General features: G+C 43.7%; 23 protein-coding genes and 1 tRNA gene. 12 read left to right on the top strand and 12 right to left on the bottom strand.

Translation table 11 applies throughout. The annotated features are described in order from the left end of the window. Positions 1-167 precede the first annotated feature (167 nt). From KCV09_RS07890 to KCV09_RS07905, 4 genes are all read right to left on the bottom strand, one after another. Entirely contained in the window at positions 168-1,175 is a 1,008-nt protein-coding gene (locus tag KCV09_RS07890) for a transketolase family protein (RefSeq protein ID WP_212515002.1), read from the bottom strand. Between the two features lie 12 nt (positions 1,176-1,187). Further along, positions 1,188-2,033, bottom strand: coding sequence for a transketolase (locus tag KCV09_RS07895; RefSeq protein ID WP_119690468.1), 846 nt, complete (start codon positions 2,031-2,033; stop codon positions 1,188-1,190). A gap of 18 nt (positions 2,034-2,051) precedes the next feature. Further along, entirely contained in the window at positions 2,052-3,350 is a 1,299-nt protein-coding gene (locus KCV09_RS07900; protein WP_212515003.1) for an MFS transporter, read from the bottom strand. A gap of 75 nt (positions 3,351-3,425) precedes the next feature. After that, positions 3,426-4,175, bottom strand: a complete 750-nt coding sequence (locus KCV09_RS07905) for an SDR family NAD(P)-dependent oxidoreductase (protein WP_212515004.1) — start codon at positions 4,173-4,175, stop codon at positions 3,426-3,428. A 186-nt stretch (positions 4,176-4,361) separates the two neighbouring features. Between KCV09_RS07905 and KCV09_RS07910 the strand changes: the two genes are divergently transcribed. Next, complete coding sequence (locus tag KCV09_RS07910; protein WP_212515762.1) at positions 4,362-5,264, top strand: LysR substrate-binding domain-containing protein; 903 nt, start codon at positions 4,362-4,364, stop codon at positions 5,262-5,264. A gap of 10 nt (positions 5,265-5,274) precedes the next feature. Here the strand turns inward: KCV09_RS07910 and KCV09_RS07915 are convergent, their stop codons facing one another. Further along, positions 5,275-5,658, bottom strand: a complete 384-nt coding sequence (locus KCV09_RS07915; RefSeq protein WP_119690453.1) for a VOC family protein — start codon at positions 5,656-5,658, stop codon at positions 5,275-5,277. Between the two features lie 217 nt (positions 5,659-5,875). Between KCV09_RS07915 and KCV09_RS07920 the strand changes: the two genes are divergently transcribed. The 6 genes from KCV09_RS07920 (at position 5,876) to tcuB (ending at position 12,976) form a co-directional block, all read left to right on the top strand. After that, the gene (locus KCV09_RS07920) at positions 5,876-6,805 is read left to right on the top strand and encodes a LysR family transcriptional regulator (RefSeq protein WP_039910099.1); all 930 of its coding nucleotides are present in this window, start codon (positions 5,876-5,878) and stop codon (positions 6,803-6,805) included. 267 nt (positions 6,806-7,072) lie between these two features. Beyond that, positions 7,073-8,383, top strand: a complete 1,311-nt coding sequence (gene tcuC / locus KCV09_RS07925) for an MFS transporter (RefSeq protein ID WP_212515005.1) — start codon at positions 7,073-7,075, stop codon at positions 8,381-8,383. An 89-nt stretch (positions 8,384-8,472) separates the two neighbouring features. Beyond that, a complete protein-coding gene (locus KCV09_RS07930) occupies positions 8,473-9,267 on the top strand; it encodes a substrate-binding domain-containing protein (RefSeq protein WP_212515006.1) in 795 nt (264 codons plus the stop codon). Between the two features lie 131 nt (positions 9,268-9,398). Next, positions 9,399-10,328 carry a LysR family transcriptional regulator gene (locus KCV09_RS07935; protein ID WP_212515007.1) on the top strand — a complete coding sequence of 310 codons (930 nt, stop codon included), beginning with the start codon at positions 9,399-9,401 and terminating at the stop codon, positions 10,326-10,328. 103 nt (positions 10,329-10,431) lie between these two features. Continuing rightward, positions 10,432-11,838 (top strand): FAD-dependent tricarballylate dehydrogenase TcuA, encoded by a 1,407-nt coding sequence (gene tcuA / locus KCV09_RS07940; protein ID WP_212515008.1) that lies wholly within the window; start codon positions 10,432-10,434, stop codon positions 11,836-11,838. After that, complete coding sequence (gene tcuB, locus KCV09_RS07945) at positions 11,828-12,976, top strand: tricarballylate utilization 4Fe-4S protein TcuB (protein ID WP_212515009.1); 1,149 nt, start codon at positions 11,828-11,830, stop codon at positions 12,974-12,976. Before tcuA ends, tcuB begins: the two co-directional genes overlap by 11 nt. A 23-nt stretch (positions 12,977-12,999) precedes the next feature. Here tcuB and KCV09_RS07950 read toward each other — a convergent pair whose 3' ends face one another. Together KCV09_RS07950 and KCV09_RS07955 are read right to left on the bottom strand one after the other, a co-directional pair. Further along, complete coding sequence (locus tag KCV09_RS07950; protein WP_212515010.1) at positions 13,000-13,644, bottom strand: TetR/AcrR family transcriptional regulator; 645 nt, start codon at positions 13,642-13,644, stop codon at positions 13,000-13,002. Positions 13,645-13,954: 310 nt separating this feature from the next. After that, a tRNA-Ser gene (locus KCV09_RS07955) sits at positions 13,955-14,044 on the bottom strand. Positions 14,045-14,350: 306 nt separating this feature from the next. Here KCV09_RS07955 and greB point away from each other — a divergent pair. Continuing rightward, the gene (gene greB, locus KCV09_RS07960; RefSeq protein WP_004939704.1) at positions 14,351-14,827 is read left to right on the top strand and encodes a transcription elongation factor GreB; all 477 of its coding nucleotides are present in this window, start codon (positions 14,351-14,353) and stop codon (positions 14,825-14,827) included. Positions 14,828-15,376: 549 nt separating this feature from the next. Beyond that, positions 15,377-16,489: an MltF family protein gene (locus KCV09_RS07965; RefSeq protein ID WP_004948882.1), complete on the top strand. Its 1,113-nt coding sequence runs from the start codon at positions 15,377-15,379 to the stop codon at positions 16,487-16,489. Between the two features lie 75 nt (positions 16,490-16,564). On the opposite strand, the gene KCV09_RS07970 is transcribed toward KCV09_RS07965, so the two are convergent. Both KCV09_RS07970 and ttcA read right to left on the bottom strand, forming a co-directional pair. Then, positions 16,565-16,948 carry an SCP2 sterol-binding domain-containing protein gene (locus tag KCV09_RS07970; RefSeq protein ID WP_004939712.1) on the bottom strand — a complete coding sequence of 128 codons (384 nt, stop codon included), beginning with the start codon at positions 16,946-16,948 and terminating at the stop codon, positions 16,565-16,567. Between the two features lie 207 nt (positions 16,949-17,155). After that, entirely contained in the window at positions 17,156-18,061 is a 906-nt protein-coding gene (ttcA, locus tag KCV09_RS07975) for a tRNA 2-thiocytidine(32) synthetase TtcA (protein WP_025096236.1), read from the bottom strand. A 513-nt stretch (positions 18,062-18,574) separates the two neighbouring features. Here ttcA and KCV09_RS07980 point away from each other — a divergent pair. Together KCV09_RS07980 and htpX are read left to right on the top strand one after the other, a co-directional pair. Continuing rightward, complete coding sequence (locus KCV09_RS07980; protein ID WP_076031961.1) at positions 18,575-19,423, top strand: lytic transglycosylase domain-containing protein; 849 nt, start codon at positions 18,575-18,577, stop codon at positions 19,421-19,423. A 150-nt stretch (positions 19,424-19,573) separates the two neighbouring features. Then, positions 19,574-20,479, top strand: coding sequence for a protease HtpX (gene htpX, locus KCV09_RS07985; protein WP_004939720.1), 906 nt, complete (start codon positions 19,574-19,576; stop codon positions 20,477-20,479). A gap of 43 nt (positions 20,480-20,522) precedes the next feature. On the opposite strand, the gene KCV09_RS07990 is transcribed toward htpX, so the two are convergent. The 3 genes from KCV09_RS07990 to KCV09_RS08000 form a co-directional block, all read right to left on the bottom strand. Further along, positions 20,523-21,098, bottom strand: coding sequence for a DUF4112 domain-containing protein (locus tag KCV09_RS07990; RefSeq protein WP_151815293.1), 576 nt, complete (start codon positions 21,096-21,098; stop codon positions 20,523-20,525). Positions 21,099-21,131: 33 nt separating this feature from the next. After that, complete coding sequence (gene mgtE / locus KCV09_RS07995) at positions 21,132-22,478, bottom strand: magnesium transporter (protein WP_004948890.1); 1,347 nt, start codon at positions 22,476-22,478, stop codon at positions 21,132-21,134. A gap of 100 nt (positions 22,479-22,578) precedes the next feature. Continuing rightward, positions 22,579-25,677 (bottom strand): efflux RND transporter permease subunit, encoded by a 3,099-nt coding sequence (locus tag KCV09_RS08000; protein ID WP_212515011.1) that lies wholly within the window; start codon positions 25,675-25,677, stop codon positions 22,579-22,581. A gap of 261 nt (positions 25,678-25,938) precedes the next feature. On the opposite strand from KCV09_RS08000, the gene KCV09_RS08005 reads away from it, so the two are divergent. Beyond that, a complete protein-coding gene (locus tag KCV09_RS08005) occupies positions 25,939-26,316 on the top strand; it encodes a diacylglycerol kinase (protein WP_004939730.1) in 378 nt (125 codons plus the stop codon). Positions 26,317-26,504: the final 188 nt, after the last annotated feature.

Genomic DNA, 26,504 nt, shown 5'->3' on the forward strand with positions numbered 1-26,504 from the left:
ATGCCATGAGCTTAGTGGCATCTTAAAAAACAGCCCCGCCTAAAAGACTTCTTATAGGTGGGGCTGTACTTTTTTAACTTGTTTTGAAATAAATGCTGTCGTGTTTTTCGATAATTAATCCTCAATTGAGCGTGGCTTTGGGGCGTGCTTAAACACGTGTAGAGTCATTACTTCGCCAAATGTGCCTTGATTTTGTCTTTCACTGCTTCGGTCGAAATACCATAGCGGTCATGCAAGGTGGGTAGCGCACCTGCATCTAAAAAGGCATCTGGCAGCCCAATCATATCAAACCGCGGATGCTGACCATGTTTAAGCAGCAAAGCACCTACTGCTTCTCCAAGCCCACCCACCAGCGAATGATTTTCTGCGGTTAGTACCGGACATCCACCTTGAGCCACTTCCTGCAAAATGGTGTCTTCATCGAGTGGCTTGATGGTTGGTACGTGCAGCACTGCCACGTCTATCCCTTCTTGCGCCAAAGCTTCGGCTGCTTCAAGGGCACGCATGGTCAGTAAGCCTGTAGAGATGATTAACAAATCTTTGCCGGGCTTAATCACTTGGGCCTTGCCGAGCTTAAACTCATAGTTGTATTTATCGAGTACTAAAGGTACTTGACCACGCAATAACCGCATATAAACCGGCCCTTTATGCGCTGCAATCTGAGGAATGGCCTGCTCGATTTCCAGCGCATCGCATGGATCGATCACCATCAAGTTCGGCATTGCGCGAAAAATCGCGATATCGTCGGTAGCCTGATGGCTAGGTCCGTAACCTGTGGTCAGGCCCGGTAGAGCCGCGACAATCTTGACGTTTAAATTATCTTCTGCAATCGCCATACAGATAAAGTCGTAAGCACGGCGCGATGCAAACACCGCATAGGTGGTTGCAAAAGGAACAAAGCCTTCACGTGCCATACCTGCGGCTGCACTCATTAAGAGTTGTTCAGCCATACCCATCTGAAAAAATTTATCGGGATTTTCTTTGGCAAAAATGTGCAGATCGGTGTATTTCGATAAATCGGCCGATAATCCGACAATATCGTCGCGCTCTTTTGCGAGTGCATTAAGGGCATGACCAAATGGCGCTGGCTTGGTAGGTTGTCCTTCCGCAGCAATTGAAGCAATCATGGCTGAGGTAGTAAGTTTTTTCTTTGGCGGATGTGTTAACTGGCTCATCAGAAATGCTCCTTATTGACCATAATGCGTCAAAATATTTAATGCTTGATCCCACTCGTGTTCATCGACACGAATAAAGTGAGTTTTTTCACGGCTTTCCAGAAACGATACGCCTTTGCCCATTTTGGTGTCACAAATAATTACTCGTGGGCGCTGTCCGGTATGCTGTTTGGCTTGATCAAACGCATTGAGCAAGGCAGGTACATCATTGCCATCAACACGCTGGGTAAACCAGCCAAAGGCTTCCCATCGATCTACAATCGGCTCGAATGCCAGAATTTCACTTGAGTGGCCGTCAGCTTGCTGATTATTGACATCAATAATTGCAATTAGGTTGTCGAGTTTCCAGTGTGAAGCCGACATCACCGCTTCCCAAGTTGAGCCTTCGTTTAATTCACCATCGGAAAGCAGGTTATACACAAAAGCATCGGATTTTTTTTGCTTGAGTGCCAAGCAAGCACCCACTGCAATGCCCAAACCGTGTCCGAGCGAGCCACCGGTAATTTCCATACCGGGCGTATAAGAGGCCATGCCTGACATTGGTAAACGGCTGTCATCGGCTCCATAGCTTTCCAGCTCGTCGAGAGGCACAATTTTGGCCTCGATCAGCGCGGCATAAAGTGCAATTGCATAGTGACCAATCGAAAGATAAAAACGGTCACGACCTTCCCATTCTGGACTTTCAGGTTGATACTTCATGGCATGAAAATATGCCACAGCAAGTAAATCGGCTGCACCCAGTGCCTGCCCTACGTATCCTTGCCCTTGTACCTGCCCCATACGCAATGCGTGCTGGCGAATGTTATAGGCGCGTTGATGAAGTTCGGCAATTTGCCCAGCGCGATCGATATTTAACATTGTCATTTTCTTTCCTTTTTAACGATTGACCAGTTTTGCTGGAACACGAGACACTAAGGTCGCACCGAACAACAGAACCGCGGTTATAATGAACATGCCGATGGCATTGGATCCCGTATTGGTCGTTACCCAACCGATCAAATACGGTGAGCAAAATCCGGCAAGATTGGCAAAACTGTTGACTGCTGCAATACCAGCTGCGGCAGATACGCCACCTAAAAAGTTGGTAGGCAACATCCAGAACAATGATGATGCAGTCAGTACACCTGAAGCCGCGATACAGAGGAAAATCAATGAAACGGTTAGGTTAGAGACAAACAGAGTGGCCAGTGTCAAGGCTGCCGCACCTGCACACATCGGTATGATTAAATGCCAACGGCGTTCTCTAAAATGGTCACCACTGCGGCCCGCCATGAGCATTACAAAAATGGCACACATATACGGTAAGCTGGTGAGTAATCCGATATGCCAGTTATCGCTGATTCCGGAGTTACGAATGAGTGTGGGTAGCCAGAAGGTAATGGCGTACTGTCCCATCACCACGCAGAAATAAATACCCGCCAGCAACCATAATCGACGGTCACGAATAAAATCTTTGATGCTGCCGTGGCCTTCTTTGTGCTGGTTATCTTCGGCAATTTCTTTTTTAACCAGACTTTTTTCGTCGTCTGTTAACCAGTTGGCATCATTGACCGAGTCTTTAAGTATTGCCAAAACCAGAAGCCCAACCACAACCGTGGGAATGGCTTCGAGTACAAACATCCACTGCCAGCCATGCCAACCGCGCACATTGTTCATCTGGTCCATAATCAAGCCCGAGATCGGACCGCCAATCATGCCCGAGATCGGAATGGCGATAAACCAAAGTACGGTCATGCGGGCACGTCGGTACGATGGAAACCAGTACGTGAGATAAAGGAGTAATCCCGGTGCTAGTCCGGCTTCTGCTACGCCCAGTAGAAAGCGCAAGGTATAAAACTGCCATTCTGTTTGTACAAAGGCAAAACAACCCGACAAAATACCCCATGTAATCATGATGCGGGCAATCCAGCGGCGTGCACCGACTTTATGTAAAACGATATTGCTGGGCACTTCACATAAAAAATAACCGAGAAAAAAGATTCCTGCACCTAAACCGTATACCGCTTCACTAAATTGCAAATCGTTCATCATTTGCAGCTTGGCAAAACCGACATTAACGCGATCGAGGTAAGCACAGAAATAACACAACATTAAAAATGGCATCAGCCGAAACGCAATTTTTCGATACGCAGATTTACGCACTGCATCCGATTCTTGAAAATAAACCGTATCCATTACTTGAGTCCCTGTATATGTGGCCACGCTATCCTCGTGTGGCCGTTACTCTATTTTAATTTTTGGTTTAAACCATTAGTGAATGAGCATCCCGCCATTGACATCTAATGTCACACCCGTGAGATAGGCCGACAAATCGCTGGCTAAAAATAGCGCAGCATTGGCCACATCTTGCGCTTTACCTAAACGGCCTAGTGGAATTCCGGACAAAATATCATGGCGACGATCATCATTCATGAGTCCACCCGTGATATCGGTTTGGATGAGTCCGGGCGTAAGTGAATTAACGCGAATATTATCTGCACCAAACTCGCGCGCCATCGCTTTGGCCAACCCCAGCACGCCTGCTTTGGCTGCACTGTAATGTGGTCCGCCAAAAATACCGCCGCCACGTTGTGCCGATACCGATGACAGGCATACAATACTCCCGCCTCCACTGGCTTTCATGGATGGGATAACCGCTTGAGACATGATTAATGTGCCGCGTAAACTCACATCGAGCACGCGATCGTAATCATTACGTTGAATATCGAGTGTTTTGATGGGCTGAGTAATTCCGGCATTATTCACCAAAATATCGATTTTTCCAAAATGCTGAATTGCCGCATCGACTGCCGCTTTGGCCTGCTCTTCATTGGCCACGTTTGCCGCAAGCCCAAGATGACCTTCGCCCAGTGCCTGCGCAGCGTGCTGGCTTTGTTCAAGATCTAAATCGACCACCACCACTGTGGCGCCTTGCTGTGCAAAAATTTCTGCTGTTGCACGCCCAATACCTCGTGCAGATGCTGCACCAGTAATTAATGCCACTTTTCCTTGTAGTAACATGCTCAATCCTCTTCGTTTAACTCTATTTGTGTGCTTTTGCGCTAGATTCGCTCTTTTCAGTGCAGGCAGCAATACGATAGAATTCAGCAAGGCATGAAAAAAATTCACGCCTAAAGATAATCAAAGCAAAATAAAACTCAAAAACCGGACAGAACTATGGATAGCCGTGAAAACAATTTTAATCAGATTCCGTCCATCAAAACCCTTCAGGCTTTTGAGCAAACAGCACGGCTAGGTAATGTGGCCAAAGCAGCAGACAATCTAAATTTAACGCCTTCGGCAGTGAGTCATCAGATTGCCAAACTAGAAGACATGATTGGACAAAGCCTGTTTATTCGCGGCGCACGCGGTGTCACGCTGACCCCGTCTGGAGAACGCTACTTTCACGAAGTGACCACCATTTTGCACAATCTGATGCTTGCCACAGAAAAAGCGGCAGATAAAAGCCCTAAAGACAGTCTGTACATTCACTCATCGCCGAGCTTTGGTTTGCTGTGGTTGTTGCCACGGCTTGAGGCGTTTAAAGAAAAATTTCCGATGCTACAGGTAAATCTGTCGTGCTCGTACGAAAACCTGCACTTTACCCGAGATAAAATTGATATCGATATTCGGCATGGTTTACCGAACTGGACGGGGGTCGAAATCAGAACCATTCGGAATGAACAGCTTGAGGTACTGGCCTCACCCAAACTTTTGACGAGAAGCCCAGTATACGAACCCAAAGATTTGCTTAAAAAGGAGCTGATTTTGTCACGCTCGACATTGGTGACTTGGCCGCAGTGGTTTGCCCATCAGGGTTTGAGTATTCCTGAATTTCCTTATACCTTTAGTTTTGACCGCTCTTATATGTCGCTTGAAGCGGCGACACACGGCTTGGGATTCGTGCTGGAAAGTAACTTACTCACTCAAAATTATCTGGATTCGGGCAAATTAGTGCGTGTTTTTCCCGATTCATTCTCCATTCCAGTTTCGGCACATCATCTGGTTTATCCGCGCACGCACCAATTTATTCCCAAAATCGAGATGTTTTTAAACTGGATTCAGGACGAGTTATTCTCGCAGAATCACACTCAACCCGACACGGTGTAAATTTAAGGTCTCAATCGGTATAGTTTGAAATTTCAATCAGATTTAGATCTGGATCGCGTATGTAGACCGAGCGAATACTGCCTACAGCTCCAGTACGATTCACAGGCCCTTCGCAAATTGCAATTTGCTCGGCATTTAAGTGCGCAATCACCTGTTCAAGCGGCGTTAGAGTAATAAAACATAAATCGGCTGAGCCTTTGGTTGGATGCTCAGCTTTAGGCTCAAACTCTTTTCCAGCCTGATGTAAATTGATCTTTTGCTGACCAAATTTAAGCGCCTTACGATTGTCTCCAAATACAATAACTTCAAAACCCATCACGCGCGCATAAAACTCACATGTGGCTTCGATATCTTGCACGGTTAGAACCAAATGATCTAAATGTGAAATGTGCATGTTGCAACGATCTCCTGAATACTCTTAAAACCAGATACGTGAAAAGTCATGAAATATATTTTTGATCATAAGCACACCACGGCGCAGTTGTGAATAGGTCAAATGAAGAATCTGTGGCTTGTTGCGTTTTTTAATCCTGCTATGATGCGGTATAACTGGCTGCCAAAATGGCAGTATTAGTCCAGTATTTGCATGGATCATGAGCGAAACGCTGCGTATGGAAATCAAACAAATTAAATATTTTTCAACCGTGGTTGAGGCAGGCAGTATTGGTAAAGCCGCTCAAAAGTTAGATGTCGGTGCTTCTGCCATTAGTCAGCAAATTACCAAGCTAGAACAAGAGCTCAGCATTCGTTTATTACAACGTAATGCATTTGGTGTGACCCCAACCCCCGCGGGTCTTGCTTTTTTAAAACACTCTCAATTAATTTTGCGTCAAATTAATTTTGCGATTGATGCAGCGCATTCAGCACGTCTGTCTGGTCATGTGAGTTTGGGTTTTCCGCCAACCATCAGTGCATTGATTGGCATCCCTTTAATGAAATTAATGTCTGAACGCTACCCGGATATTCGCCTAGAAATTGTCGAAACGCTGTCAGGCAATCTGATTCAGTCAATTAATTCGCGCCAGCTTGATATTGCCATTATTTTTACTCATGAAATTGATAAGCAATGGGCCATTCAGCCCTTGGTTAAAGAGCAAATGTATCTGATGGCACGAAAAGAAGTGCTGATCAAACATGGTTTGTCGGATTGCTTGCAAACCGGCATTATTCAGTCACAGCAAATTGGGGATATTCCACTGGTCCTCCCCCGACAGCGCCACAGTTTACGTAAACTGCTCGAACACAAAATTGGTCAACTCAATGTGGTGTATGAGATTGATGGCCTACACCTGCTCATGGATAGCCTGATTCATCTGGATCTGGCCAGTGTCCGGCCAGGAAGTGCTTGTTTACAGAAATACAAGCACCAGATCCAGCTCTTAAAAGTGATTGATCCTGAAATCGAACGGATTAATTATCTGGTCAGTCTGGCAGAAGAAGAGCTTTCGCCAGCAGCACTGGCAGCCAAATCAGCCATTAAAGCCTGTGTAAAAGAATTAATTCGCGCACAAATCTGGCCGTGCTCCGAACTCATTTTATAAAGGGTCATTAATTTTTTTAAATACCCAATTACTTTTAGACTCTCACTCCTTTTCTGTTTTTCCTCGTACATTTCTGCCACATGGTAAATGAATTGTTCTTTATCAAACTTTGATAAGTCGTTTGAACTGGAAACACGGTATCACCCTCTCTTACCAAAATATCTGCATGACGTTGTGTCACGATCAATACGACACCCTAAGACGGACCATGTGGCCATAAAAAAGAGACACGTGATGGTTTCCATTTTTCAGACCAAGGAGGTCTTAATGGAACAGGTTGCTAAACGTAGTGCTACGTTTAAAAAAATTCTAAATGTCACCAGTGGCAATTTCTTAGAACAATATGATTTTTTTCTTTTTGGATTTTATGCAACCTATATTGCAGCCAAGTTTTTTCATTCAGAAAATGAATACGTCTCACTTATGATGACCTTTACCGTATTCGCGGCAGGTTTTTTAATGCGACCGTTGGGGGCGATTTTTCTAGGCGCCTATGTCGACCGCGTGGGGCGTCGTAAAGGTCTGATTATCACTTTAAGTTTAATGGCACTGGGTACTATTTTAATTACCTTTGTTCCAAGTTACGATGCGATCGGCATCATTGCACCCATCTTGGTGGTGATCGGACGATTATTGCAAGGCTTTTCTGCCGGTGTTGAATCCGGTGGTGTATCGATTTATCTGGCCGAAATTGCCACAGACAAAAACCGTGGTTTTATTACCAGTTGGCAATCGGGTAGCCAGCAAATTGCAGTAGTATTTGCAGCGTTATTAGGTTATTGGCTGAATTCCGTATTGAGTCATGCTCAGGTCAGTGACTGGGGCTGGCGTATTCCATTTTTAATTGGATGTTTGATCATTCCGCTTATTTTTGTGTTCCGTCGTACGCTGGAAGAAACAGAAGACTTTAAAGCACAAAAAACCCATCCAACGACCAAAGAAATTTTTAGCACATTGGCAAGCAATTGGCGCATTGTACTGGCCGGTATGATGATGAGTGCCATGACCACGACCACGTTCTATTTCATTACGGTTTACACCACTGTCTATGCAAAACGTACTCTAGAAATGTCGATCACAGATAGCCTTTTAGCGACTGTATTTGTAGGGTTATCCAATTTCTTCTGGTTACCTATGGGTGGCTTGCTTTCCGACAAAATTGGACGTCGTCCTGTGCTGGTCGGTATTACGACAGTTGCAATTTTTACCAGTTATCCGGTTTTAAGCTGGTTGGTCAGTGACATTAGTTTTACCAACCTGATCATTGCACTTGCGTACTTCTCTTTCTTCTTTGGTCTGTATAACGGCACCATGGTTGCCACACTGGCAGAAGTAATGCCAAAACGCGTACGTACCGTTGGCTTTTCTTTGGCATTTAGTCTTGCCGCTGCGATTTTTGGTGGCATGACGCCGATGGCCTGCACCTTCTTGGTTGAGCACACTGGCAACCCAAGCACTCCGGCTTTTTGGCTCATGTTTGCTGCCGTATGTAGCCTGATCTCAAGCCTGTATTTATGCCGTGGTGCTAAAAAGAACAATCCTGACGCAGTTGTTGAACCGGCAAAACTGAGTGTCTAACACATCAGCATCATTTGAAAATTTTAATGAACAGCACGGCGTGCATATTGCAACCGTGCTGTGTTCTTGTGTCCTTCAAGTGAGTTACTATGAAAAAATCTCCGATTGTATTGAGTATGTGCTTAGCTGGTGCAGGTTTAGGCTCTACATTCACCCATGCAGACACGCTCGAAGTGATCAGCTCTGGCGGTTTTTATTCATCTATGGAAAAACTCATTCCATTATTTGAAAAACAAACTGGTCACACAGTTCATCTGTCTTCTGGTTCATCTATGGGTGCATCGCCCACTGCAATTCCAAACCGTCTTGATCGTGGTGAGCGTTTTGATGTGGTGATGCTGGCTGCTCCAGAACTCAGTAAGCTTGCAGAAAAAGGGTATGTCGATCCAGATTCACAACGTGCCCTGGTCAATTCAAGTATTGGCATGGCTGTTCCCAAAGGTGCACTAAAGCCAGATATTAGCTCTGCGGCAAAATTTGAACAAGTTTTACTCAATGCCAAGCACATTGGCTATTCAGCAAGTGCGAGTGGTACACACCTTGAAAAAAATGTTTTTCCAAGCTTTCCACCGGTCGAATACAAATTAATTTCGAGTAAAGCAGAAAAAGTCGTCGGCGACCGCGTTGCAAAACGTATTGCTGAAGGACAGTTTGATATTGGTTTCCAGCAAATTAGTGAAATCAAACCGTTTACTGGCCAATATGGTCAAGTTGATTTGGTCGGCCCGATTCCTGCGCCTTACCAAAAAGTCACGGTATTTGCTGCTGGCATTGGTAAACACTCTGAACATGTAAAAGCAGCAAAAGAACTGATTCAATTTGTGAAATCGCCTCAAGCGACACAAATGATTGAAGAACAGGGTCTTGAGCAGGTTAAACAATAAAAGCTCTAAAAGGCAGCATTTTGAGAGAATGTTGCCTTTATTCTTTCGGCGGTTTACGCAGCCTGATAGAACAAAATGCAAAGCGATAAACCCGTGTAGAATAATAAACAAAGGACAATGTAGTATTTGCCGTGGAACTCAAACAATTAAAGTATTTTATTGCCGTGATCGAGTCTGGAAGTTTGGGTAAAGCTGCAAAAAATCTCGATATTGGCACTTCTGCATTAAGTCAGCAAATCTCAAAATTAGAAAGCGAGCTTTCTATTCGCCTTTTACAACGTACTACTTTAGGTACAGTCCCCACCCCTGCGGGTTTAGCATTTTTTCAACAAGTACAACTGGCGCTTAGGCACCTAGAGCATGCCGTAGATTCTGCGCATTCTTCACGCTTAAGTGGTCATGTGACCGTCGGTTTTTCACCAAGTGTGGCGGCTGTGATTGGCACACATTTTTTAAAACTCATGAGAAACCGTTACCCCGACATTAAAGTCCGTTTAATAGAAGGATTATCGGGTGACTTAAAAGCTTTAGTTAATGCAAGGCAGCTCGATGTGGCTATCATCTTTCGTGACGATGTCGATCCACAATGGGCTATTCAGCCTTTGATCAAAGAGCAAATGTTTTTAATCTCGCCTAAAGAAGTGCTGAGTCAGTATCACCTTGAAAGTTGTATCGACAAGCAAACCATTACGCATACACAGCTTAAAGCACTTCCCCTGATTTTACCGAGCCAACGACATGGCCTGCGCTTGTTGCTCGAACAAAAAATTCATCAACTTAAAGTGGCCTATGAGATTGATGGACTACATTTGCTGATGGAAAGTATCAGCCAACTCGAAATGGCGACTATTCAACCTGCGGGTGCCGCATTAAACTCACGCCAAGATTTATGTTTGCTACGCGTCGTTGAACCTGCCATTGAGCGTATTAACTATTTAATTAGTTTGTCTGAAGAAGAACTCTCGCCTGCCACTTTAGCCACTAAAGTGGTGATTCGTGCATGTGTAACCAACTTGATTCAAGAAAATCGCTGGCCCGGTGCGAAGCTTATAAACACTTAAGCCATTTGTATTTATTTTTACTAAACACCCATTCAAGCTAAGCCTCTCACTGCATATTGCCTTTTAAAGCTACATTAGCCTGAGCTAAAAAAGGAAGAAATCTATGCATGATGTGATTGTCATTGGGGGTGGAAATGCCGCACTGTGTGCCGCGCTCACAGCAAAAGAGAGTGGTGCTTCTGTGCTAGTTTTAGAGGCAGCGCCTAAAGAATGGCGTGGTGGTAATTCACAGCACACTCGTAACCTCCGTTGCATGCATGAGGCTCCTCAAGATGTACTGGTCGATGCCTATCCCGAAGAAGAATATTGGCAAGACCTACTTAAAGTCACTGCTGGCAAAACCAATGAACACTTGGCCCGTCTGGTCATTCGTAGCACGGCAACATGTCGCGACTGGATGCGTAAACATGGTGTCAATTTTCAGCCGCCACTATCAGGTGCTTTACATGTTGCGCGTACCAATGCATTTTTTATGGGTGGTGGTAAAGCCCTCATCAACGCCTACTACCGAAGTGCGCAAGCACTTGGTATTGAGATTTTATACAACACCAAAATTAAAGACCTCAAGTTAAATCAAGGACATTTTGAAGCTGCAATTGCAGAAGATGGCCGTGTGTTTCAAGCAAAAAGCTGTGTATTGGCCGCCGGGGGATTTGAGTCAAATTTAGAATGGTTAAGGGCAGCATGGGGACAAAATGAAAACGGTGAATGGCCTGCCGATAATTTCATTATCCGCGGAACCCGCTTTAATCAAGGTAACTTACTCAAATTTATGATCGATCAAGGCGCCGATATGATTGGTGATCCATCGCAATCGCACTGTGTGGCTGTAGATGCACGCGCACCGTTATATGACGGTGGCATCTGCACTCGTATTGACTGCGTTTCACTGGGAATTGTGGTTAATAACAAAGCCAAACGTTTTTACGATGAAGGCGAAGACTTCTGGCCAAAACGTTATGCGATTTGGGGTCGCCTTGTGGCCAAACAGCCACAGCAAATCGCCTATTCCATTATTGATTCAAAAGCCATTGGTCGCTTTATGCCACCTGTATTTGCGGGAGTAAAAGCAAGTAGTATTCAAGAGCTGGCCGAAAAAATCGGGCTAGATGCAAAAACCTTATGTCATACCGTAGACGAATTTAACCAAGCCTGCGTACAAGGCACCTTTAACCATACGGTTTTAGACGATTGTACCACTCAAAATATTGTTCCCAACAAGACTCATTGGGCCGTTCCGCTCGATCGCCCGCCCTTCTATGCCTATGCGCTCAAACCCGGCATTACTTTTACCTATTTAGGCTTAAAAGTCGAAGACGATGCTGCTGTGCGTTTTAACAATAAAGCCAGCCGCAACTTATTTGTGGCAGGTGAAATGATGGCAGGTAACGTACTTGGCCAGGGTTATACCGCAGGCGTTGGCATGTCGATCGGCACCACCTTCGGACGCATTGCCGGAAAAAATGCAGCCCGCTATGCACTTTTACAAGGAGTTGAACATGAATGCTAGTACTCAAGCCCTAATTCCAGTTGTTCAGCTCTCTGAGCATGAGCAGGAAGTTCAAAGAGCGCTACAGATTTGTAATGCTTGTCGTTACTGTGAGTCGTTTTGTGCCGTGTTTGCCGCCATGACCAAGCGCCTTGAGTTTAATCAAGCCGATATTCATTATCTCGCAAACCTGTGCCATAACTGTGGTGCGTGTTTACACGCTTGCCAATATGCCCCGCCACACGAGTTTGGGGTAAACATTCCTAAAGCGATGGCGCAAGTACGTTTAGAAACTTACCAAGAGTTTGCAACCCCGCAGCCTTTAGGGCGACTTTATAAATCTGTGGGAATTCCTTTTGTTTCGGTATTAACACTTATTTTCTTTTTATGTATGCTCGCTGTGGTGCGGTACAAAGGTACCGACCTGTTTGCAGGCTATCAAGGTAATTTCTATGCGATTTTCCCGCATAACTTTTTGGCTCTATTGTTTGGGGCAACCTTTAGCGTTGCCATTGTTTTGCTCGGTATTGGAATTGTTAAATTTTGGCGACAAACATCTAACGTTATTCACGGTAAAGTTGAGAAACCCGATCTGGTTCAAGCCTTTCAAAATGTGTTAACGCTTAAATATTTAGATGGTGGACATGGCAAAGGCTGTAATGAGCAAGATGACCGTTACACACACATTCGTCGTGTGTTCCATCACCTGACGTTTTATGGCTTTATGCTTTGCTTTGCAGCCACAGGTGTAGCGACTTTATATCACTATTTCCTTAACCTCCATGCACCTTATCCTTACCTAAGCTTGCCTGTTATTTTGGGTACGTTGGGTGGAATCGGCTTAGTGGTTGGGCCATCTGGCCTGCTCTATTTAAATCTTAAACGCCATCCACTACATGGTGACCGCGAGCAAAAACCTGTAGATCGAGGCTTTATTTTCCTTTTAATTTTAGTCAGTGCTTCAGGCTTAGCGCTCATGGCATTTCGTAGTTCTCCATACATGGCGCTTTTACTGATTTTCCACTTAGCAACAGTCATGACCTTCTTTATTACCATGCCTTTTGGAAAGTTCGCACATGGTTTTTACCGCAGCGCATCTTTACTCAAATTTGCCATTGAAACACGCCAGCATACCACCCAACAGGACACATCAGCTTAAGCTCAAAAGAATCAGGTGGGATATTATCTGAAATTTGATTCATGACCTGTTGTAGCAGTTGATGAGTGCTGAGGCACATCAAGCATTTCATCCAGTGCGTTTAAACATACCACAAACATCTGTTCGAGTCGCTCAATGTCGGCACGACTGGAAAAGCCGTGTAAACGTCGAAGTAAACTTCCTTCTGTAAATATCGCCACCATTTCCGATAAGGCCACAATCTGTGCTTCAGTGGCCTGCGGATATTTAAAGCGCAGCATTTGTAGACCAAATTCTGTTAAGCTGTCATCTGCTTCTTGTGCATACACAAAGAGTGGATGTTGCTGGTTTAATTTCATTAATTCATAAATCAGTCTCACTTCATCATTAGTTAAATCGCTCTGATAAATTGTACTGATTTCTTTAGCTTTTTTATGAATGTCATGATTGCCCAAATGAAATAGAATCAGACGTTTTTGCGTCACCTGCTGAATCACCTGCTTTAAAATTTCATTTTTATCTTGGAAACAGCGATAGATTTGACCATGACCCAAACTGGTGGCTTTGGCAATTTCCGCAATTGAAACGCCATCTATTCCTTTTTGCGCAATCAATGCCAGTGTTTTATCGATAATGAGGTGACGCCGCTCTAATGTCTTTAATGATTTCGACGCGATCTTGTTGGCCATAGCGGATTTATCGTTAAATGAGAATTTTCATTATTATTTTATAAATCAATTGTATAAAAAGTATGGAGAAAAGCCAATTTGGCTTAATTAAACTTATGTTGACACTCTATTTTTTGGTTTTCATTCGATGATTGATTCACGATGAAGATATTTTGTTTTTTTGATTCAGTCAAAACGAAATTTCAAAATTCACAACGGCAATCTAAAATGTGTGATGAAACTCCAGATTTACATTTTAGAAAGACTATGCTACATCAGCATCAACGCTTAAAATAAAAAAGCCCTGATTTTTTCAGGGCTTTTTTGTATTTGGCGGAAGCGGTGAGATTCGAACTCACGGAGGACTCACACCCTCGTCGGTTTTCAAGACCGGTGCATTAAACCGCTCTGCCACGCTTCCAATGGCGGCTATCATATAAATAAAAACATCACTTGGCAAATTATTTTTAATAAAAATCAGTTAAATGTTCAAAATAAGCACAATATAGGCATTTTTTCTCATGTTGAGTATTTAGTAGAATCATTTACGAGCAAAATCGGGCACTTTTCGCACATAAAGCACAAAAAAACAGCTTTTTTAATACCTTCATTAATTTTTTGCTCAGATGAAATTATAAGTGCGCACCCATGTGAAAAAAGTACTGCATCTAGAGCGCAGAGTGTAGTAGCTTTACACAGCAGTCTGATATGCATTTGGAGTAATCTCTTGAACCGCAAATTACTCACCTCAGAGGGTTATCAACGCTTACAAAATGAGCTTAACGATTTGGTGCGTAAAGAACGTCCTGAAATTACCAAAATTGTGTCTTGGGCAGCCAGTTTAGGCGATCGGTCAGAGAACGCCGATTATATTTACAACAAGAAAAAATTACGCGAGATTGATCGCAGAATCCGATATTTAACCAAACTTTTTGAAGTGGCACATAAAGTAGAGTACAGCCCTGAGCAAGACGGCAAAGCGTATTTTGGTGCTTGGGTAGCGCTTGAAAATGACGAAGGTGAAACCATTGAATTTCGGATTGTGGGGGATGAAGAAATTTATGGCCGTAAAGATTATATCTCGTTGCAGTCTCCCATGGCCAAAGCATGCTTGGGTAAATCCATCAATGATGAGGTGACTGTACAAACCCCATTGGGTCGGAAGATATGGTACATCAATTCGATTCGCTATCAATCAGGCTAATCGATACGGTACAAATGATTGATCATTAGAGCAGATACCCTACAGCTAATGCGTATCTGAATATTGCAAATGTAAGTCGAAAAACATGAATTTTGCACATAAAATAAACAGGATATTTTTGCTTTCGTGTCTTTGTTTACAGGCCTTACAAGCGTTGAAATAACCACCAAATTAAGTAAAATTATAATATTCATAACAGTTACCAATTTACAATTTGGTTACATACTGTTGCAGAGCTTCCTCTTTTGCACCACAACTTCAGTGTATAAATTTTCTTCCCTTAGTAAATCATAGGCTTACATATCGTAGAGACTATTTTTTGACCTAAAAATTTGACAAGAGGTTTTTAGGCAATTATTATTCGCCCTACTTTTTATTTGGTTGTTTTTTAAACTTTGTAGTTTTTCTACATAGTTATTGTTAATCCCATGTCATCACGAATGACGTCATGAATGCCCATCCTCTTTGGATTTACCAACTTGAAAAAAGTTTTGTGTATTCGTTTTGCCAAAATTTTTTAGGGCGTAAATTATCTGTAGCGGAGACAACATGCACAGTAGTTCAACTTCTGGGTCGAGGCTTGGCCTAGACACTTTATTTTCTTCTCTCCCCTTGAAAGCGCTTGCATTAAGTACAATGGTGTTTCCGTTTCACAGTATTAGTGCCAGCAAAGCCCACCAGTATAATACGGTGGTTAATAGTAATACCCTCACTGTGGTTGCGGTCGAATCGCCTACTACAGTGTTTAAAGACGGTGAGTTTATTCATGGCTTTGGTTACGATCTGGCAAGAAATTATGCACAGAGCCTTAACGTTAAGCTCAAGTTTAAAACCGTCAAAGATGATGCGACTGCGTTAAAATGGATCAACGAAGGCCGGGCCAATCTGGCCATGACCACCGCAGATTTACACAGCATTGAAACCAAGCAACTGATTTCTTTTTCGGCCAGCTGTGGTGCAGACAGTACACTGACGCAAAATGGACTCAATGCATCGCTCAACTGGGTGTTTAAATATGCCGATGATCCACTGACACAGACTGCGAGCAGTTATGTGTGTCAAAGTAAACAAAATGGCACCATGCAGCAATTGGCGTCATTTTATAACCGCAATGTGGTGCAGCCTGAATCGTGGGAAATTATTCAGCGCGATTTGAGTAACCGACTTCCGGTATATAAGGCAAGCTTTAAACGTAGCGCCGAGCAATACAATCTGGATTGGCATTTATTGGCAGCCATAGGCTATCAAGAGTCTTATTTAAAGCCCAACTCAGTCTCTCCCACTGGTGTTCGCGGTTTGATGATGCTGACCAATAATACAGCGCAGGCGATGGGCGTCAGTAATCGCAACGACCCCACCCAAAGCATTCAGGGCGGCGCAAAGTATTACGATCAAATGCTCAAGCAGTATGAAATGATTCCGTATCCAGATCGTAACTGGTACGCTCTGGTGGCGTACAACATGGGGCCAGGTGCAGTCGCTCAAATTCAAAAGCGCATTCAGGCACAGGGCAAAAACCCAAACCAGTGGCTTAACCTGTACAACTACCTAAATCGTAATCAGGCCAGCAATGGCCGCTACAGACAAGCCTTGCAATATGTTACGCGGATTCGTGCCTATTTGGAGCACATCAAGACTTCACCACGCTGGGTTGATGTTTAAGCCGAATTGATCATACAGATATAAAAAAAGCTTACTGCATCTGCGTAAGCTTTCTTTATACAAGGCTGGCGTAAATTAAGCAGTATGCTCAAGTACGCGTTTGAACAGATCTTTTTGCTCTTGGCTAGGCTTTGCAGTTTGTAAAGCCATCAACTGAGACATATCGCCCTGCACTTTGATTTTGCCTGTCATGAAGGCTTGCATTGCAGCCGCCATATCAAACTCTAAAAACACCTTACGAAGCGTCTCAGCATCCATATTTAAAGTGGTTTTGGCATTCGGAGAAAGACCTTTATGAATTTTTCCGTTTTCCAAGGATACTTCGGTGGTGTTGTCTGCATTTGCAACAACAAGATTAATGGCTAAATTTGCAAGTGCTGGTGGTAAATTTAGATCACCTGCGTCTGCACTTAGTTTTTCAACAGTTGTAAACCAATCATCAGTTAAAAATGCAGGCATGATTATTCCTCAAGTCAATTTATTCAATTATGTGTGCTGTTTTTCCAGACAGCATCATGGTTGAAGCGTTACAGCTTTTGCTTTGTTATAGCATGATCTCTAAAAAGTCCGTTAACCTTTTTTGTATGAGTCCCTTAATTTTTAGAAGAATCACAATTTTTAATCAAAAAAAAGCGCTAACTTTTTAAGAGGTTAGCGCTTGACTTGTTAGTCAGCAGCAAAGCTGAGATTGACCACATCCAGTCGTTTTTTTAATTCTTCAGGTTCTTTAAAGTCGAGTTCACGCTGTGAGTCCAAGGCTTCAAAATCAAACAGCTCACGATCTGCCAACTGCGATGGCGAGACATTTTGTAATGCGCCAAAAATACTGTGCAAGCGTTTTGGATACTGTTTGTCCCACTCACGTAGCATCTCGTTGAGCATGGCACGTTGCAGGTTTTCTTGCGAACCACACAAGTTACACGGAATAATCGGAAACTTACGCATTTCAGCATATTTGATAATGTCTTTTTCTTCCACGTAAGCCAGCGGACGAATCAAAATATTCTTCTTGTCCGATGAAAGCAGCTTCGGTGGCATCGCCTTTAGACTTCCCCCATGGAATAAGTTCAAGAAAAAGGTCGCGATAATATCATCGCGATGATGGCCTAAAGCCACTTTGGTCGCCCCAATTTCTTGCGCAAAGCCATACAGCGAACCACGGCGCAAACGTGAACACACCGCGCAGTAGGTTTTACCTTCCGGCGTAAGGCGTTTGGTAATGGTGTAGGTGTCTTTTTCAAGAATGTAATACGGAATATTGTTCTCTTCCATATAGCGTGGCAACACGTCTTCTGGAAAGCCCGGCTGTTTCTGATCGAGATTGACCGCGACAATATCAAAGTTGATGGGTGCAATGCGCTTAAATTGCAGCAAGATATCCAGCAAGGTATAGCTGTCCTTACCGCCAGAAACGCAGACCATCACTTTATCGCCGTCTTCGATCATTTTGAAATCACGAATCGCGTGACCCACTTGTCGACGGAGCTTTTTCAGTAAGCGATAATAGGCGGAGCTTGTAGGAAGCTCTGGCTTAAAATTAAATCCTGCTTCGGACTCAACTGGCGAGTACATAGACACACGTGACCCATAAAAAAAATACTGGGCAATTTTATATGATTCGCGCGTGAATCGCATCTATAGATTTTGAATTCTTTAAATTGTCATGATTTTGTATCATGCTTTTTTATTGTCCTGAAAAAAGTAGATCTTTGAGCATTTTTTGCACAGAACGCTTATATTTTGGACTTTTCCACAGTTTTCCACAAAACCTGTGGATAAAATTGTGGATTTCTGGAGGCTTGACAAAGTGACTAGACGAAAAAATAAGGGTTTTGTTTAAATTGATCATTTTTTAACCAATTATTTTATTTATTTAAAATCAAACGCTTATTAAAGTCAACCCAACTATTTCAAAAAAAAATTTAATTTTTTTTTGATTAACATCCAAACAATAAAGCTTGATTTTTTCTGTCAAACAGTTGTGAAAAATTTTAGCTGTATATCTCGTGTTGACGTTTTTTTTTGCTACACTGGCTTACAAGATGTCACTACTTTTAGCGAATCACCTAAAGCGAATAACATAAAATGAAAAAACGCATGGATTCTTGTTTACCATTTATTTGCTCTTTCTTACTGAGTTATGGCTGCATAAATACCGCCATCGCGGGACAGATGTTTATCTATAAAGATAAATCCGGCGCAACCTTGCTTACCAACCGTAAAAGTTCAGACCCTGCCTTAACCAAAGTCAAAGTTACTTATTACCCAGACAGTAATATTCATACGTACCGCAACTGGGGTGCCTCAGAAGCATCGGTTTTACCGAGCTACAGTAAAAACGTCAATGCTTTCGATCATATTATCCGTCAGGCAGCGCAGCGCCACGGAGTGTCAGAAGGCCTAATCAAAGCGGTCATGCATACCGAATCGGGTTTTAATATTCGTGCCCGTTCGCCCGTAGGTGCGCAAGGACTGATGCAACTCATGCCAGCTACAGCAAAACGTTTTAATGTGTCAAATGTATTTGATCCCGAACAGAATATTTTTGGTGGTGCACAGTATTTAAGCTGGCTCATGAAACGCTTTAATGGCAATATGCAGCTGGTTTTGGCAGCCTACAATGCAGGAGAAGGCAATGTCGATAAGTATGGCGGCATTCCACCGTTTCGTGAAACCCAAGATTATGTAAAGCGTGTGACCAGCCGTTACCAAAATCTGTATGTTTCTTCACAAAGCTCAAGCACGGATAATCCGTTATCATCACAAATTATTGCCCAATCGGCAAACTATACACATTCCGATGCAAACACTGCCCCGAAATATACGCAGCAACGCCAGATTATTGCTCTTGAAAATGGCAGTTTTACCGATGCACCAAACACTTATGTGACCCGTAATGCAACGGCTTCAGCCCGAATTCAGATTTCAAATTAAGCACGTCGCCCACCCCTTACAGGATTTAACTTAAAAAAAGCTTAAATCATGTAATTGGTCTTGAATTTTCTTGGGATTCCCCTCATATTGAGAGCAATGATTTATGATGAATGAATCATAATAGGTTTTATTTATAAGAGGATTTTCTCAATGATGCGGATTGGTTTGTTTTTGCTAACCAACCTCGCGGTACTGGTTGTGGCTGGCATTATCTTGTCACTCTTCGGTGTCGGTAGTTACCATGGCGCGGGTGGCTTAAATCTAGGCAACCTTTTGGTCATCTGTTTTGTGTTTGGTATGGTGGGCTCTTTAGTCTCCCTTTTTATGTCGAAATGGATGGCTAAAAAAACCACTGGTACAGAGCTGATCGATCCGAATGCGCCTCGTAATCAGGCTGAAGCATGGTTATTGCAAACTGTTGCAGATCTCTCTCAACGTGCGGGCATTAAGATGCCTGAAGTTGGTATTTTCCCGTCGTATCAATCGAATGCATTTGCAACTGGCTGGAACAAAAATGACGCATTGGTTGCCGTTTCTTCAGGATTGCTCGAACGCATGAACAAAGACGAGCTACGTGCGGTACTGGCACACGAGATCGGTCACGTTGCAAACGGCGATATGGTGACACTGGCCTTGATTCAAGGGGTGGTCAACGCCTTTGTCATGTTCTTCGCGCGTGTGGTCGGTGATTTTATCGATCGTAATGTCTTTGGTCGTCAAGATGGTGAAGCACCGGGCATCGGTTTCTTCGTTATTACCATCGTACTCGATATTGTATTCGGTATTTTGGCCTCAGCGATTGTGATGTGGTTCTCCCGTCAGCGCGAGTATCGTGCCGACGAAGCAGGTGCACGACTTGCTGGCAAACAAGCCATGATTTCGGCATTGCTTCGCCTACAGGCGGAATCTGAATTGCCAGATCAGATGCCAAAAGAAATGAAAGCGTTTGCAATTACGGAAGGTAAGGAACAAGGATTTAGCCTTGCAGCATTGTTCCAAACTCACCCAAGTATCGAACAGCGTGTCGCAGCACTTCATCAGTTAAACTGTCCGTAAGTGTAGCCATTAAAAAAGCCTCCAATTGGAGGCTTTTTTCACTTTATATTTCTTGGTACCACTGCCATACATAACTTAAACCGAACCACATTGCGACCAGTAGCAGCACCAGAAATACCAACCCAATCAAATCTGGAATATGCAACCAAATCCAGCTCACCACCGGATTACGCCAGAATGCAGAATGCTGCTGTTTGCGTTCTAATTGCTCATGTAAATAAGGATGAACCACATGATCGTCACTATTAATCGCATACTCATCACGAATGTGCTGATGCACGACTTCTAGCGCTTTGCGGCTTGGTCGGATAAATATATCAAACACCGTTCCGGCCACTGGAATAAACCCGAGTATGGCATCCATGGCGGCCAGTTTGAGTACTGGCGTAAGTTTGTGTTGTGGCACCCCAATCTGCCGGGCTTTATGAATGGCATACAACGTGAGTGCAAAGCCAGCGACATCGCCTGCAACCGGAATGGTACTCAACGCAGCATCGGCGCCCACCCCCTGCTTGGTAAAGGGAATACGCACTACACTGTCCATGATATTGGCAAACTTTGCCAAATCTCGCTCTAAGCGAATGACCTCTTGTTGGGATATTTTTTTTGGATTGGACATGGTGATTTCACTTCTTAAAACGAAATTAAGTGTTTAAATTTGAGGCAGCAATTGCGCCGCAATACATAAATAAATCACGACCCCTGTTGCATCACAAATCGAAGTGACCAAAGGCGCAGAGGCACTGGCCGGATCAAGATTCAAACGATTTAAAATAAACGGTAAACTCATACCAATTACACTGCCAATCAGCACAATCCCAATCATACTTAAGATCAATACCAAAGCCACCATGGCATCGCCACGAATATAGCCCAGCACTGCAACGGCCATCGCCATCGTAACACCAAGTGCCAGAGCCACCAGACATTCACGCCCCAAAAGCAGCAGCCAGTCTTTTAAGACCACATCACCTGTCGCCAATGCACGCACCATGAGCGTAGCCGACTGAGAACCTGCATTTCCGCCACTTCCCACCAGTAAAGGCAAAAAAAACACCAGTACAATATTCGATTCAATAATTGATTCGAAATGTGCAATTCCCAATCCTGATAGCAAACTGCCAAAAACCAGAATGACCAGCCAAAAAACACGTTTTTTATAAAGCTGAAACAGCGGCGTTTGTTTCAAATTAAGTGTAGGCGCAGATGCCTCCACCCCTGCACTTTTCAAGAAATCTTCATTGGCCTCTTCACTGGCGACATCCATGGCATCATCATAGGTCACTATTCCAACCAGCCGATGCTGCCGATCAATGATTGGTAACGCCAGTAAATCGTATCTGGCAATTTTCTTGGCCACATCGTCCTGATCATCATCGACATAAGCATAGACAATATCTGTAGCCATTAAAGCACCGACATTGGCATCTACAGGTGCCAGTATCAACTGATGTAATGAAATCTCACCTAATAACTGTTGCTGCTCATCAATGATGTACGACTCATAAATCGTTTCGGCATCTGGGGCTTCTTGACGTAAAAAATCAATCGCTTCAGCTATACTCATTTCGGCGCGCAAGGTGGCATATTCCGAGGTCATAATCGCCCCTGCCGTACCTTCTTGATACTCTGCCAGCCGGCGCAGATCTTCACGCTTGGCTTGTGCCAGTGCAGGCAACAAGGCCACCTGCTCAGAGGGTGCCAAAGCCTTAAACACATCGGTGCGTTTGTCCGCCGGCATTTCTGTAACAATGGTCGCCAGATCGGCACGAGATAAAAGTTGCGCCAAACGCGCCTGATAAGCAGCATGCATCGCAGCATAAACTTTGGCGCGCTTGGGCAACTGCATCAAAATCAAACTGGATGACTCAACTGGTAGTTGCTCAAGTGCCTCGGCCACATCAATCGATTGCAGCTCATGCAGTAGCATTTGAGCCGCACCAATATCCATATGTGCCAAGGCATCGGCCAAGGCTAAGATATTTGGAGCCGTTTTCATTGTTTCTCTCCAAGTACTATGTTTATTTTTATAGCAGGTGGTTTCAACCCCACCCAGATTGTTCTGTTAAAGCAAATATCAAATTTAAAATGCTAACCGCTTAAGATGCCCTAGATTTTGTGCGTCCCATTGAACGAACCAATACATACATAAACGGAATAAAGATCAGCACCAAAATGGTCCCAAACACCACACCTCCAAACACACTATACCCGATCGCCTGACGGCTTAGCGCACCCGCGCCAGAAGAAAACATCAATGGAATCACACCTGCACCAAATGCCAGCGAGGTCATCAAAATCGGTCTTAAGCGTAGTCCAGCAGATTTCAGTGCGGCATCAAGAATACGATGCCCTTGATTTTGCAAGTTAGAGGCGTACTCCACCATCAAGATCGCATTTTTACACGACAACCCAATGGTCGTGAGTAATGCGATTTGAAAGTAAATATCATTGGCAAAATTAAACCAAGAACTAAATAAAATGGTGCCGCCTATCCCAAGCGGAATAGCAGCCATGACGATACTCGGAATCGACCAGCTTTCATAAAGTGCTGCAAGACACAAAAAGATAAACACAACAGAAATGACATACAACCACACCGCTTGGTTACTCGACTCGCGCTCTTGATAGGCAATGCCACTCCACGCCAATCCCACTTCTGGCATTTTATCGACCAGTTGAGTCAAACTCTGCATGGCTTGTCCCGTACTTGCGCCGTTGCCTGCATCGGCTTCCATTTCAAGTGATGGATACCCCATAAAGCGTTCCAGCAATGGAGGAGCACCGGTCCATTCAACCTGACTAAATTGTGAAAACGGTGTCATTTGTCCTTGCGCATTTTTAACAAACCAGTAGCTTAAATCTTCGGGTTTCGAACGATATTGCATGTCACCTTGTAAATACACACGTTTGATTCGACCGCGATCAATAAAATCATTGATGTAACTGCCGCTCCACGCTGTGGAAATGGTCTGATTAATCTGTGCCACATCTAGCCCGAGTGCCATAGCCACTTTATGGTCAATCTTGATATTCAGTACAGCTTGATCGTCATTACTGCGTTTATCAATGTTGCGTAAATCCTGTGTGGCGTCTTCTTGGTCTTGAAGTTGCTTAAAGGCATCCAACAGATGCTCACGGCCAAGTCCTTTTAAATCTTGCAGCCAAAATGAAATCTTGTCTGAATTACCCAATCCGCGAATCACAGATGGCATGAGTACAAAGATACGTGCTTGATTATCCTGACTAAAATACTGCATTGCACGCTCACGAATTTTCTGCGCGCTGTTTTCACTGCCCTTTCGCTCATCCCAGTGTTTTAAGGACACATAGGCCTGCCCCAAGTTTTGTCCTGTTCCCGAATTGTTTCGTCCTTGAATTACCATAATACCGTTCAGATTGGCTTTTTCATGTTGCATAAAATAGTCTGAAATCTGCTTGCCAATCGCTTCGGTTTTACTCAGCGGTGTCCCCTGAGGCAAAGTAAACTGAACGCTCAATGCTCCCTGATCTTCTTGCGGTAAAAAGCTGGTTGGCAAATTCCGATATACCCATACAAAGGTCGCGATCAGCGCCACAAAGATTACCAGCGTGATGGCTTTGGTTTGAATACTGCGCTCGGTTAAACGCAAATACTGGTCTCTAAGTTGATCCAGCTTATGATTGAACCAATGTGCCCATTTAAACTCACGTTTGTGGGGCTTTAATAAGACTGCACACAGTGCTGGAGTTAAAATCAGTGCCACCATCAATGACAGCGCCATCGCTGCGACCAGCGTAATCGAAAACTGCCGGTAAATAATGCCCGTTGCACCACTAAAAAACGACATTGGAATAAAGACGGCGGTCAGCACCAAGGTAATGCCTACCAGTGCACCACTGATTTCCTGCATAGACAGGATACTGGCTTCACGTGCATCGACCTGTTGCTCATGCATTAAGCGTTCCACGTTTTCGACCACCACAATCGCATCGTCGACCAACAAACCAATCGCCAAGACCATGGCAAATAGCGTTAAGGTATTAATGCTCATTCCCAGTACTGCCAGTACGGCAAAGGTCCCCAAGATCACAACGGGCACGGTAATGGTTGGAATGAGCGTGGCGCGCCAGTTTTGTAAAAACAGAAACATCACCAGTACCACCAGCACAATCGCCTCAAGTAACGTGCTCACCACTTGTTTGATGGATTCTTTTACAAATGGTGTGTCATCTCGTGGATACACAATAAAGTAACCATCTGGCAGATTTTTTTCGAGGCGTGCAATTTCCTGATACACCGCATCGGCGGTCTTCACTAGATTAGCACCCACTGCAAGTGATACCGACAAGCCCGCTGCCGGATAGCCATTGAGGCGGTTAAACACCTGATAGTTTTGCGCACCAATCTCGACACGTGCAATGTCTTTTAAATAGACAAAACTGCCATTATTGTTGGCTTTAACAATGATATTTTCAAACTGTTCTGGCGTTTTTAACAGCGAGCCAGATGTGACCTTGGCATTTAGGTATTGGTCGTCGGGTGCAGGTAAATCACCAATCGCACCTGCCGCCACCTGAGTATTCTGATTTTCCAGTGCAGAACGTACTTCACCAACGGTCAATTGATAATGCTGTAATTTAATCGGATCGAGCCAGATGCGCATGGCGTACTGAGAGCCAAACACATTAATTTCGCCCACGCCTTCAATACGGCTTAAGTTCAGCTCGAAATTGTTGGTCAGATAATCTGCAATATCAATATTGCTTGATTTACCTGAGCGATCACCTAATCCCATCACCAAAAAAGAATCACTTAAGGACTTTCGAACAATCACGCCTTGACGCTGCACATCGTCTGGAAGTCGGTTTAGAGCTCCATTGATGGCATTTTGAACTTGGACTTGGGCATGATCTGGATTGGTTCCTTGCTGAAAGTACAAACTAATTTGGCTGTTACCATTGGCATCACTGCTCGAACTAAAATACAGCAGATGATCAATACCCTTGATTTGCTGCTCGAGCACTTGAGTCACACTGTCTTCAACAGCCTGTGCATCTGCACCGCTATAACTGGTCGAAACGACAATTCGAGGCGGCGCGATATCCGGATAACGCTCGACAGGTAGATTGAGAAGGGAAAATACGCCCACCGCCATCACAATAATTGCCAAAACTACAGCAAAAATAGGTCTATCAATAAAAAATCTGGATAGCATGATGGCGTGCGCTCAAAATTGAGTGAATGACCGCAAAGATCATTCAGATTTTTAGGTACTAGCTGATACGCTGATCATCAATGAGCAACTCATGAAATACAAGCAGAATTTACAGAATCGTGTAGTAATTTATAACTTTGGATAAATCATGAAGATTTGGTAACTATAAGGCTAGTTTGGATATTTGAAAATTTGGTTGTCTTAATTGTTTCTTAAGCCAATTCCCTTAACTTTAGAGCAAATTTAATTGCTTAAAACGTTATGACTCCCTATTCCCCATTTAAAGGTAAACAAGGCTTAAAACGTATTTTCAATGCAACAGGCTACTCGGTGGCAGGCTTTAAATCTGCATTTCGACTAGAAGCGGCATTTCGACAAATTATCTTGCTGAATATTGTGCTGGGAATCATCAATTTCAGTTTGCACTTAAGTGCGCTCGAACATGCAATTTTACTGATTGTGGGACTACTGGCCATCATTGTCGAACTCTTTAATTCGGCTATTGAAGCAGTGGTTGACCGGATTTCTTTAGAGCGCCATGAGCTATCCAAAAATGCCAAGGACATGGGCAGTGCTGCGCAGTGTGTTGCGCTCATCATGATTGCCGCGACATGGGCGATTATTTTATTTTGGACATAAAAAAACCATGCTTATCCAGGAATAAACATGGTGAAAACCAGAAACTACAGCCTTTGTTTCTGAGTTAAGAATAAGCATTGAAACTTAAAATTAAATTAATCCACGGCTAAAAATTGATTTTTTAAGCACATTCATCATCAAATTGTGGTTTTTTAGTTGATTCTTTATCTTAAAGCCAAAGCATCACC

Source organism: Acinetobacter soli, assembly GCF_018139125.1.
Lineage (GTDB): Bacteria > Pseudomonadota > Gammaproteobacteria > Pseudomonadales > Moraxellaceae > Acinetobacter > Acinetobacter soli.

What these genes read in the sequence shown, in the direction of transcription:
- KCV09_RS07890 (WP_212515002.1), bottom strand. Translation starts at nt 1,175, where the DNA reads ATGAGCCAGTTAACACATCCGCCAAAGAAAAAACTTACTACCTCAGCC.
- KCV09_RS07895 (WP_119690468.1), bottom strand. Translation starts at nt 2,033, where the DNA reads ATGTTAAATATCGATCGCGCTGGGCAAATTGCCGAACTTCATCAACGC.
- KCV09_RS07900 (WP_212515003.1), bottom strand. Translation starts at nt 3,350, where the DNA reads ATGGATACGGTTTATTTTCAAGAATCGGATGCAGTGCGTAAATCTGCG.
- KCV09_RS07905 (WP_212515004.1), bottom strand. Translation starts at nt 4,175, where the DNA reads ATGTTACTACAAGGAAAAGTGGCATTAATTACTGGTGCAGCATCTGCA.
- KCV09_RS07915 (WP_119690453.1), bottom strand. Translation starts at nt 5,658, where the DNA reads ATGCACATTTCACATTTAGATCATTTGGTTCTAACCGTGCAAGATATC.
- KCV09_RS07920 (WP_039910099.1), top strand. Translation starts at nt 5,876, where the DNA reads ATGGAAATCAAACAAATTAAATATTTTTCAACCGTGGTTGAGGCAGGC.
- tcuC (WP_212515005.1), top strand. Translation starts at nt 7,073, where the DNA reads ATGGAACAGGTTGCTAAACGTAGTGCTACGTTTAAAAAAATTCTAAAT.
- KCV09_RS07930 (WP_212515006.1), top strand. Translation starts at nt 8,473, where the DNA reads ATGAAAAAATCTCCGATTGTATTGAGTATGTGCTTAGCTGGTGCAGGT.
- tcuA (WP_212515008.1), top strand. Translation starts at nt 10,432, where the DNA reads ATGCATGATGTGATTGTCATTGGGGGTGGAAATGCCGCACTGTGTGCC.
- tcuB (WP_212515009.1), top strand. Translation starts at nt 11,828, where the DNA reads ATGAATGCTAGTACTCAAGCCCTAATTCCAGTTGTTCAGCTCTCTGAG.
- KCV09_RS07950 (WP_212515010.1), bottom strand. Translation starts at nt 13,644, where the DNA reads ATGGCCAACAAGATCGCGTCGAAATCATTAAAGACATTAGAGCGGCGT.
- KCV09_RS07965 (WP_004948882.1), top strand. Translation starts at nt 15,377, where the DNA reads ATGCACAGTAGTTCAACTTCTGGGTCGAGGCTTGGCCTAGACACTTTA.
- KCV09_RS07970 (WP_004939712.1), bottom strand. Translation starts at nt 16,948, where the DNA reads ATGCCTGCATTTTTAACTGATGATTGGTTTACAACTGTTGAAAAACTA.
- ttcA (WP_025096236.1), bottom strand. Translation starts at nt 18,061, where the DNA reads ATGTACTCGCCAGTTGAGTCCGAAGCAGGATTTAATTTTAAGCCAGAG.
- KCV09_RS07980 (WP_076031961.1), top strand. Translation starts at nt 18,575, where the DNA reads ATGAAAAAACGCATGGATTCTTGTTTACCATTTATTTGCTCTTTCTTA.
- htpX (WP_004939720.1), top strand. Translation starts at nt 19,574, where the DNA reads ATGATGCGGATTGGTTTGTTTTTGCTAACCAACCTCGCGGTACTGGTT.
- KCV09_RS07990 (WP_151815293.1), bottom strand. Translation starts at nt 21,098, where the DNA reads ATGTCCAATCCAAAAAAAATATCCCAACAAGAGGTCATTCGCTTAGAG.
- mgtE (WP_004948890.1), bottom strand. Translation starts at nt 22,478, where the DNA reads ATGAAAACGGCTCCAAATATCTTAGCCTTGGCCGATGCCTTGGCACAT.
- KCV09_RS08000 (WP_212515011.1), bottom strand. Translation starts at nt 25,677, where the DNA reads ATGCTATCCAGATTTTTTATTGATAGACCTATTTTTGCTGTAGTTTTG.
- KCV09_RS08005 (WP_004939730.1), top strand. Translation starts at nt 25,939, where the DNA reads ATGACTCCCTATTCCCCATTTAAAGGTAAACAAGGCTTAAAACGTATT.